The sequence below is a fragment of the Mycobacterium sp. SMC-13 genome (genome assembly GCF_045311035.1).
Lineage (GTDB): Bacteria > Actinomycetota > Actinomycetes > Mycobacteriales > Mycobacteriaceae > Mycobacterium.
In genome coordinates, this window is the sequence record NZ_JBJIAI010000038.1 from 20990 (window position 1) to 30843 (window position 9854).

General features: G+C 61.9%; 4 protein-coding genes. All 4 read left to right on the forward strand.

Features of this window, described 5'->3' with window-relative positions; translation table 11 throughout:
* Nucleotides 1–17 precede the first annotated feature (17 nt).
* The 4 genes from ACJH6I_RS29630 (at nucleotide 18) to ACJH6I_RS29645 (ending at nucleotide 9810) form a co-directional block, all read left to right on the forward strand.
* A complete protein-coding gene (locus ACJH6I_RS29630) occupies nucleotides 18–6380 on the forward strand; it encodes a DUF3320 domain-containing protein (protein WP_406785072.1) in 6363 nt (2120 codons plus the stop codon).
* 11 nt (nucleotides 6381–6391) lie between these two features.
* Nucleotides 6392–8167: an McrB family protein gene (locus ACJH6I_RS29635; protein WP_406785073.1), complete on the forward strand. Its 1776-nt coding sequence runs from the start codon at nucleotides 6392–6394 to the stop codon at nucleotides 8165–8167.
* A 19-nt stretch (nucleotides 8168–8186) separates the two neighbouring features.
* A complete protein-coding gene (locus tag ACJH6I_RS29640; RefSeq protein ID WP_406785074.1) occupies nucleotides 8187–9374 on the forward strand; it encodes an McrC family protein in 1188 nt (395 codons plus the stop codon).
* 79 nt (nucleotides 9375–9453) lie between these two features.
* On the forward strand, nucleotides 9454–9810 hold the full coding sequence (locus ACJH6I_RS29645) for a hypothetical protein (protein WP_406785075.1): 357 nt from the start codon (nucleotides 9454–9456) through the stop codon (nucleotides 9808–9810).
* Nucleotides 9811–9854 lie beyond the last annotated feature (44 nt).

Here is a 9854-nt window from a genome sequence, read left to right on the forward strand (position 1 = left end):
GCGGGGGTTACTGAATCGTGGCTAACGTCGACCATCATCAGGTTGTCGGTCAGGCACTGAAATCTTTGGCCGGCGGCTTGGCGCCGTTTATCGCGCGGGTCCTGAACCGGGTGCTCCCGCCGGGGACCGACTGGGCGCAGGCGCTCAAGCAGAAGGACGCGGCCGCCGGCAAGGCAGGGAACCGCGAGTACCAGAACTCCGACCTCGCGCTGATGTTGCGCGCGATGACCGAGCGGCTCGGCAACCTTGGCTATCCGTTCAGTGGGCAGATGCCCCGCCAGGCGGAGGTCTACGCCAAGGAATTGCGGGTGGCGCGCAACAGGTGGGCGCACACAGAGCCGTTCACGCAGGCCGAAGCCCACCGCGCGATCGAAACAGCTGAACTCCTGCTGCGCGCTATCGGCGCCGATGCGCAGGCCCAGACCGTCGCAGAGCTGAAATTGTCGCTATCGGAGCCGCAGGCTGTTGTCGTCGCGACCGAACCGACTCCCGCCACCGCGACGAACACTCAGCTAGCTGCGCCGAACTCGCAGTCCGCCACGATCGAGATCACTGCTATCGCCGACCTCAGCTATGCGATGGCGCACTGCCGCATTCCGGTGATCGAACAGATCGTTGTCGACAACAACGGGGGAGAAGCACACGGCGCTGTCCTGGAAGTCGACATCGTCAGTGCCGACGGATCGCATGGCGGCCCAACTGAATTGCACCTGGACCTGAGCGCCGGCCAACAAACCGTGCTGAACGGCATCAACCTCAAGCTCGATCCGGCATCGATGCTCAACGTGGACGAGCAACGTCCAGGCGAAATCCGCGCCATCCTCAAGAACGCCTCCGGTGACGTTTTGGCAGAGGCGTCCAAGCCGGTCAACATCTTGGCCGCCAACCAGTGGAAGGCAGTGCCGCCTCAACTGGCCATGGAGTTGATGGCGGCCTACGTCCAACCCAACGCTGCGGCCGTGGCCACTCTCCTGCTGGACGTTTCTGACCGCTTGAAGGCATCGACAGGGAATCCCGCGCTCGACGGATACCAGAGCGAGGATCCTGAGCGGGTCGACGCAATCGCCCGCGCCGTGTTCGACGCCATGAAGGCGCGGGACATCCGGTACGCCGAGCCGCCCGCAAGCTGGGGCGACGTCGGCCAGAAGGTCCGCACCCCGGCGGAGGTCCTCGAAGGCCGCCTCGGCACCTGCCTGGATACCACCCTGGTCATGGCTGCCGTGCTGGAGCAGTGCGGAATCAACTCGACGATCTGGCTGCTGCGCGGCCACGCCATGCTCGGCTACTGGCGCGGCGACATGTCCTTGTCATCGGTGTCGACCATCGAGGCGGCCGACACCGTCAATGCCGTTGACCTCGGATACATTGGCCTGATCGAGACCACCATGGTCACCGATCGCGATTCGTCGCTGACATTCGATGCCGCGCGGCGCGCACCAAAGGCCGGCGGTCGCTTAGACGACATCTCGAACATCCTGGGTGTCACCGATATTCGGCAGGCCCGCCAGGCCAACATCTATCCGCTGCCCAGTCGCACCGTCAAGGACGGCGGACAGGTTGAGGTCATCGAGTACATGCCGATGGCCGCACCTACCATCGAGCCCTACACACCAAGCGGGCCAGCCCAGCCGCGAGTGGTAAAGCAGGTTCCGCCGCGCGTGCGGCAATGGAAGAACGCGCTGCTCGACCTGAGTCTGCGCAACAAACTCATCAACTACACAGACCGCTCGGGGTATCGGATCGAAGTCCCTGGACCGATCCTCGGTTACTTCGAAGACGCCATCAACGCTGGTACCCCCATCACGCTGTTGGGCTCCGACGAAGTCACGAGCACCACCGAAATCGCTCGTGGTATCCGCTACGGGCGCGACCTGTCCGAATCTGATCGGCAGGTTCTGCTCGCCGACAAGCGCAGTGCCTACATCGACATCACGGCGGGTTCGTACACGTCCAAGCTGCGCTACCTGGCGAACAAGGCGAAGACGATCGTCCAGGAGACGGGTGCAAACAACCTGTATTTGGCTTTCGGCATGCTGCATTGGAAGTTCAACGGGAAGGAGCTGCGGTCACCGCTGGTGCTGGTGCCCGTGACGATCACCCCCAAGAACAAGGGCGAGCGCTACGTCCTCGCCATCGACGAGGCCGGGATGTCGACGCCGAACTACTGCCTGGTCGAAAAACTTCGTACCGCACTGGCTTTGGAGATCCCGGCGCTGGCGAACCCCGACGAAGACGCCTCCGGCATCGACCTTGACGGGACCTTCCACGCGGTCCGTGAGGCGATCAAGGGGCTCGACTTCCGCGTCGAAGAGTCTGTGCATCTTTCAGTGCTCCAGTTCGCCAAGTATCCACTGTGGAAAGACCTCGACGATTCGTGGAGCGAGCTGTCAGGCAACAGCCTCGTCAAGCACCTCATCGACGGTAACAGTGACCAGTACACGGACTCTGTGGTCGCTGGCCCCGATGTCGATCTCGACGAGCTCGGCGTCTCGGTTCCGATGTCTGCGGATTCGTCTCAGCTGAGGGCTGTTGCAGATGCGGTGGGTGGGCGCACTTTCGTGCTTGAGGGCCCGCCCGGAACCGGTAAGTCGCAGACCATCACGAACCTGTTGGCGCACGCCATGGCTTCGGGCCGGCGGGTCCTGTTCGTCGCGGAGAAGCGCGCTGCGTTGGACGTGGTGAAGAAACGTCTGGAAAGCGTTGGATTGGGCGATCTTTCGCTCGACATCCACGATAAATCGGCGAAGCCCGCGGCAGTGCGGGCGCAGATCAAACGGGCGCTTGAACTGTATGTCACTCACGACGGTGACCTGCTACGCAGCAAGCTCCAGACGGCGAAGTCGAACCGCCACAAATTGGCCAACTACGCCGGCGAACTGCACGCGACCAACGCGGCGGGGCTGTCGTTGTATTCGGCGCGCAAGGCCGGGCTGACCGCCGACAGTGAAGTTCCGCCGCTGGAGGTGCCGAAAGCGTTTGTCGCCAGCGGTAGTCCGGAGTTGCGGGACGCGGTATCCGATGCGATCCGCGGATTGAGCGAGAAGACCGACCTCGCCAAGCCCCGCAAGGGTCATCCATGGGCGTTCGTCGATGTCGTGCCGCCCAACGGTCTCGACGCCAGCAAGATCTATGCCGCTGCAGTCGAATTCGACAAGGCACTGGAAGCTGTTCAAGGCACCGGCATCGCCTTGGACGTGGTGGTGAAGTACCAGGACCTCGTTGCAGTCGACACCTGGGCTCGCGTTACCGCTGAGCCGCGGTATCCGATTGACGGGGTTGACACGCTGCATACGGCCGCAGGCCAGGCGCAACTTGCGGCGATCGAGCAGCTGCTGGCTAAAATCGTTACAGCCCAGCCCGAGTGGTTCACAGTGGCCCAGCCCTCGGCGATGGATCTGGACATTCCGGAGGTTCACGCCGCGGCGGTAGCCGCCGATGAATCGGGCTTCTTCGGCCGCAAGAAGCGCCGACGTGCGGTGGTCGAGTTGTTGGTCGACGTACTCGCCGTGGAGCCCGAAGCGATCAAGCTCAAGACGCTCTCGGCGACCACCGGCGCGATGAACGACACCTATACCGAGGTGACGCAACTTCGTGAGCTGGTTACGGCGCTGCCGGTGGTGCTGTTCGACCGGTCGTGGAACCCGTTCGTCGCGGTGGATGCCGCCCACGTGCGGGACAGTATTGCCGCGCTCCGGCGCATCGGGGCTGTACTGACGACCGCTCCGACCGATCCCCGCGTAGCGGACCTCCGAAAGTTCTATAGCGACACGGCATCTGGCACTGCTGGACAGCAGTTGCGCGCGTTGGCGGTCGGTTGGCAGAAACTCAGCGACGCCACCGGAACGACACCTGCGCAGCTGAACGCGTGGGCGGGTGAAGAGTCTTTCATTCAGCGTTGGTGGGTGACGCGCAGTGACCGCCGGTTGGAGACCAGCGCCACGACCGAACGCTGGGTCGACTTGCTGTCGCATCTTGAGCCGCTGCGGGCTGCGGGGATGGACGTCGCCCGGGCGGAGATTCTCGACGGCACGGCCGTCGGCGAGGACGCGCCGGCCGCCTACGACCGGGGCACGGCCATCGCGTCGACCGCCGAACGTCTTGAGGCTAGCGGCCTGAACGATTTCGACATTGTTGCGCACAACAAGGCCATTGGCCGCTTCACGGAGAGTTCGGCCGTGGTCCGCGAGGAGCTGAAACGGTCGATAGCCGCGGAGATTCTCGCGAAGCGCACGCTCGACGTGGCCGGCGGCAAGGGCAAGATCGGTGAACTGAAGAAGCTGGTCGAAGCCAAACGCAGTGGCAAGGGTGTCCGTTACCTCATGGAGCACTACGGCGACCTGATCACCCAGATTCTCCCGTGCACGCTGACCAGTCCCGATTCGGTGGCGCGATTCTTCCCGGCCCGCGCGGGTGTGTTCGACATCGTCGTGTTCGACGAGGCCTCGCAGATCCGGGTTGCCGACGCGATCGGCGCCATGGGACGCGCGAGATCTGTTGTGGTCGTCGGTGATAGCAAGCAGATGCCGCCGACGAGTTTTGCTGAGGTCAATGCGGCGGCAGCCGAGGATGACGACGCGGATGAGCTTCCTGGCGTCATCACGGACGAAGAATCGATCCTGAGTGAGTGCGTGAGTTCCCAAGTGCCGCAACAGTGGCTCTCGTGGCACTACCGCAGCCAGGACGAGGCACTGATCGCATTCAGCAACATTCAGTACTACCGCGGACGGTTGGCGTCGTTCCCGACGCCGTTGGCAGACGCGGACGGTTACGGCGTCTCGATGATCCGGGTCGACGGTCACTTCAACCGGTCGGGCAAGGGAAAAACCCTGCGGACGAACGAGGTCGAGGCCAATCGGATCGTCGCGGATATCCGACAGCGGTTCGCATTGTCACTTGAGTCCGCGCCATCGCTTGGTGTCATCACCTTCAACGCGCAACAGCGCGACTACATCGAGAACCTGCTGCGCGACACCGGTGATGAGCGGCTACTCGCTGCGTTGGACGAGCCGGACGGGCTGTTCGTCAAGAACCTGGAGAATGTGCAGGGCGACGAACGCGACACGATCCTGTTCTCAATTGCCTTCAGCAAGAATGACAATGGCGTCCTACCGCTGAACTTCGGGCCGCTGTCCCGGCCCGGCGGCGAGCGTCGGCTCAATGTCGCTGTGACCCGGGCACGCTGCGAAGTAGTCTTGTACGCCAGCTTCGACCCGGCCGACCTGCGGGCAGAGGAGACCACGCAGATCGGAACCAAGCACCTCAAGGCCTACCTCGAACTGGCTGCGCGTGGCGTCCAGACCATCACCCAAGGCGGTAAGCGCAATCCGGTGATCGACCGGCACCGCGACGACATCGCGGCCGCGCTGCGTGCAGAGGGCTTGGTGGTGAGTACCGATGTCGGGCTCTCTGACTTCCGCGTCGACCTCGTGATTGCCGATCCGGACGACGCAGTTCGTCCGCTGGTCGCTGTGCTGCTTGACGGGACGGAGTGGTACCAGCGGGGGACTGTCGCCGACCGGGACGGGTTGCCGGTCGACGTGCTGTCGTCGTTGATGCACTGGCCGGCCGTGGAGCGGGTGTGGATGCCCGAGTGGCTGCACCATCGCGAGGCAACTGTTGAGCGGCTCCAGGCTGCAGTAGTGGGCGCAAAGAAGAAAGCTTTGGAACCGGCGGTGCCGGAGCACGTCGTGGAACCGATCGAGGCCGGCAGTCCAGAACAGGAGACAGCAGCAGGTTCGACCGATGTTGCCGAACCTGTTGAGCGCCAAGGGCTTCTTTCGTTCAAGTCGGACTCAGCACACGCGTCGACATCGCATCGCCATCCGAACGTCGCGGATTTCAAGCCATGGACTCCGGTGGTCGCTGGAGACAAATCAGTGCTGGACGAGCTCCCTCAGAGATCAGCTATAGACCGTGTGTTGCCGATCATCCGTGAGGTCATCGAGGCTGAGGCGCCGATTTCTCGGGATCAGTTGGCGCGATATGTGGCGGGAGCATTCGGGATGGCGAGGGTCTCTGAAGAACGCAAACGTTCACTGCAGCGGTTGGTCCCGGTTGACTTCGAGCGACGCGACGATCCTGAATTCTATTGGCCGCAAGGCGTTTCCCCTGAGTCTTGGCAACTGGTTCGGGTACCCAAATCTGGCGACCCTCGGACGATCGAGAATGTCAGTCTCGTCGAAATCGGCAACGCCATGGTGATCATTGCGCAGCAGTCCGGTGGAGCGCCCCCGGATGAGCTCAAACGGGAGGCCATGAAGATGTTCGGTATCACGCGGACGGGTCAGAAGGTCGCTGCACGACTGGACGAGGCACTGCAGCGGGCGTTGGCTCTGGGCCTACTCAACGGCTCGCCGAGCGGTTTGGTGATGGCGCAGTGACTGGGGCTGGGGTGGGAACCCTCGGTCGCCCGGCGGCGCTCAAGGTCGAGCCGATCGGCCGTCGGCTTGTCGAAGTTGGTCTGGGACAAGATGATTCGCTGCTGACTCCAGGTGTGCCGATCTGGACGCTTGAGAATCTGGATCAGCTAGTCGCTGAATATGTAGAAAAGCCAGATGCTGGCGACGGCGACTTCTGGCAAAAGTTGGAGAAGCAACTGGCGGACGCGTCGCCCGCCGTCATCCAGCTGTTTGCGGAGCTGCTGCTCTTGCAGTGTCTGCCGATTCGCAATCTCGGAGGACAGAAGAAAGTAACGCAGATTGAGCACGTGCTGGAAATCGGTCGATCACCCGTTCCGATTCCGAACGATGTCCGCGACGCGCTGTTATCGGGGGGAGTGTTCCATGGTGGGCAGGCGTTCACGACCCAAAAGTGGGCGCAGTTGAAATATCTCATTGAGTTCGCTCGACACTTCAAGTCATTGCCTGCTGACGTACGGGACAACGCGCTGGCCGACCCATTGGCGTTTCGTGACGAGGTGCGCGCAGTAGCGACTGGACAAGCGACGCAACGACAGTCGTTGCTCTACCTGACATTCCCACGCTTCTTTCTGCCGATCGTGAAGGACGAACACCGCAAGGCGATACGCGACTGCTTCGCGGACGACTACCTCGGCGGCCCAATCGGTGACGTCGATGACGACCTTGCTGACATCTATGCGGCGCTCGTTGAAGCAGAGGGCGGAGAAGTTGACCTCTATCAACCTCCCTGGATCGACCGATGGCAGAAGTCGCCCGAGCAGCCCGCGCCGAAGCCGCCAAAGGAAGACAATCCCAGTTCGCCGACGAGCGGTAGCGGTGAGCCTCGCCTACCTGATGCCACTGCGGAACTCGCAAACCGGCTCCACGTTGGGATGCACTGGCTGCAGGACTGCATCGATCTGCTGCGGCACCGGCGGCAGCTGATCTTCTACGGACCTCCGGGGACCGGCAAGACCTATCTGGCGCAAGAACTCGCCCGGCACGTAACCGACGAGTCGCAGATCAAGCTGGTGCAGTTCCATCCCGCGTACTCGTATGAGGACTTCTTTGAGGGCTTTCGTCCCAAGTCCTCAGGTGCCGGTCAGATCGCATTCGAACTGAAACCGGGGCCGCTGCGGCTCCTGGTCAACGACGCCGCTGCTAATCCTGACGTTGCGCACGTGTTGATCATCGATGAGATCAACCGCGGCAATCTACCCAAGATCTTCGGCGAGTTGTACTTCCTGCTCGAATACCGGGACCGTTCGATCGACCTGATGTACTCCGCTGACAGCACCGAGCCTTTCTCGTTGCCCAAGAACATCTTTGTGATCGGCACGATGAATACCGCGGATCGTTCTATTGCCTTGGTCGACGCCGCGCTCCGGCGACGCTTCGCGTTCCTTCCGCTGCACCCGTCTGAACAACCGACGTCGGAGATTCTGCGAAATTGGTTGAAATCGAAGGGCCGCCCGATGGACCTGGCCGACCTCCATGAAGCGTTGAACGCGCGTATCAGCGATCAGGACTTCAGCATTGGCCCGTCGTATTTCATGCGCGAGCGGCTGCTCGCCGATACCACGGGAGCAGCCCTGCAGTTGATGTGGCGCACCGACATCCTGCCTCTGTTGGAGGAACACCATTACGGTGACCCGTCAGTGAACGTCGCTAAGCAGTACAGATTGGATGCGCTTCAGAAGGGCGCGGTCGCCGAACCGTCGCACCCAGAATCGGAGGGGGACGGTGCAGGCCCCAATAGTTCTTACTGAGGGAGGTCCGTCATGCCGGATGGCCCTGTCGAATGCCGAGTTCTACGCTCTGACGGCCGTGGGGTTCCTCGACGTTACTCCGACAGTTGAGGAGGGATTGTTCGATATTTCGGCTGGCCACCGCGTGGGGGCGTTGACCGTCGGTGACCGTCACATCATCGTGCGGCCCAAGATCGTGGACCTGAACCGGCTGATATTCATGGTGGGGTACACCCGCAACTCCAAGATTTGGCGCGATGAACTGGTCCGCTTGGACGCGGCTGACGAGCTGCTGCCCGCATTGGCAGAGGCGTTCAGTCGCATCACAACTCGCACCCTCGAAACTGGGTTGCTGCACGGGTATCGATCGGTCAACGACACACTCACCGTCCTAAGGGGACGAGTGTTGAGTGGCGAACAGATGAGTCGCCACTACGGCTTGCCGGTGCCGCTCGCGGTGGAGTATGACGATTTCACGGCAGACATCGCGGAGAACCAGATTCTGGCGATGGCCACGATGCGGTTGCTTAGAGTTCCTCGGGTCACCGAAGCCGCGCGGCGACTCCTGCAACGGCTGCGTCGCACACTCGACGAGGTAACGGTGCTGCCAAGCGGAAGTGCGGTGCCACGTTGGCACCCGAGCCGACTGAATGCCCGTTACCAGACTGCGTTGCGCATCGCTGAGATTGTCCTGGCTGCGAAATCTTTCGAGCATCACCTGGGTGATCTGACCATCAGCGGCTATATGTTCGATATGTGGCGCGTGTTCGAGGACTTTGTCACAGTGGCGCTGGGCGAAGCGCTAACCGCTCGTGGGTGGCACTGCCGGGTGCAGGCCAAGATACACATGGATGTCGGCGGAAATGTGCCCATGAAGCCAGATCTTCTGTGCCACAAAGGCTTGAGCACTGCCGTCGTGGACGCCAAATACAAGGCCGAACATCCGGATGGCTTTCCCAACGCGGACCTCTACCAGTTGTTGGCTTACAGCACAGTTCTCCGGCTCCGCGACGGTCACCTCGTGTATGCAAAGGGCAATGGGCCGGTAACCAACCACACCCTGCGGGGAACTGGGATCGTGATTCGTTGCCACGCCCTCGATCTCACGTTACCTCCGGCCTGCATGTTGGACGAGATTGACGGCATCGCGGGCCAAATCGTCGACTCGGTCACAAGTGGAGCCACGTTGAGCGGGGCCAACCTCGAAGGGGCGTCGAACATTGCCTGAGGGAACAAGTTCACGGTTGGATGTGTCCGACTTAGGCGAAGACTATGGCTGGGAGTCTGCATTCAAGGTGTCGGAGTCTGTGGACGTCTACACCAAAGATGGTGTGACGATCGAGGTTACGCATTCAGACAAAGACTTGATCGTAGCGGCTGTCCGACGGGGCCCCGGCGATGAAGTTGAGGGGATGACTGAACCCAACACTGAGCGCCTCCTCTACTGGCTGTCGGACGGGAGGACAGGTGCCGCGCCACGTGAGCGGTGGCTGCGCATCCGTGAGGGCAGAGGCCATTCGGCTAGCAAGCGCGATTGGACCATCGACGGATTTGTTGACTTCGCGGCCGATCCCGTCGACAGGGCGTTCGTCACTCGAATCTTCGACCTATTTGAACATAACCTTGCGCAACCTAGTGTCCTGCGCCGTAAATTAGTTGATTAATTGTAGAATTGGCGGGTGGGAACCAGGGGTAGGCCGGTAGTCGA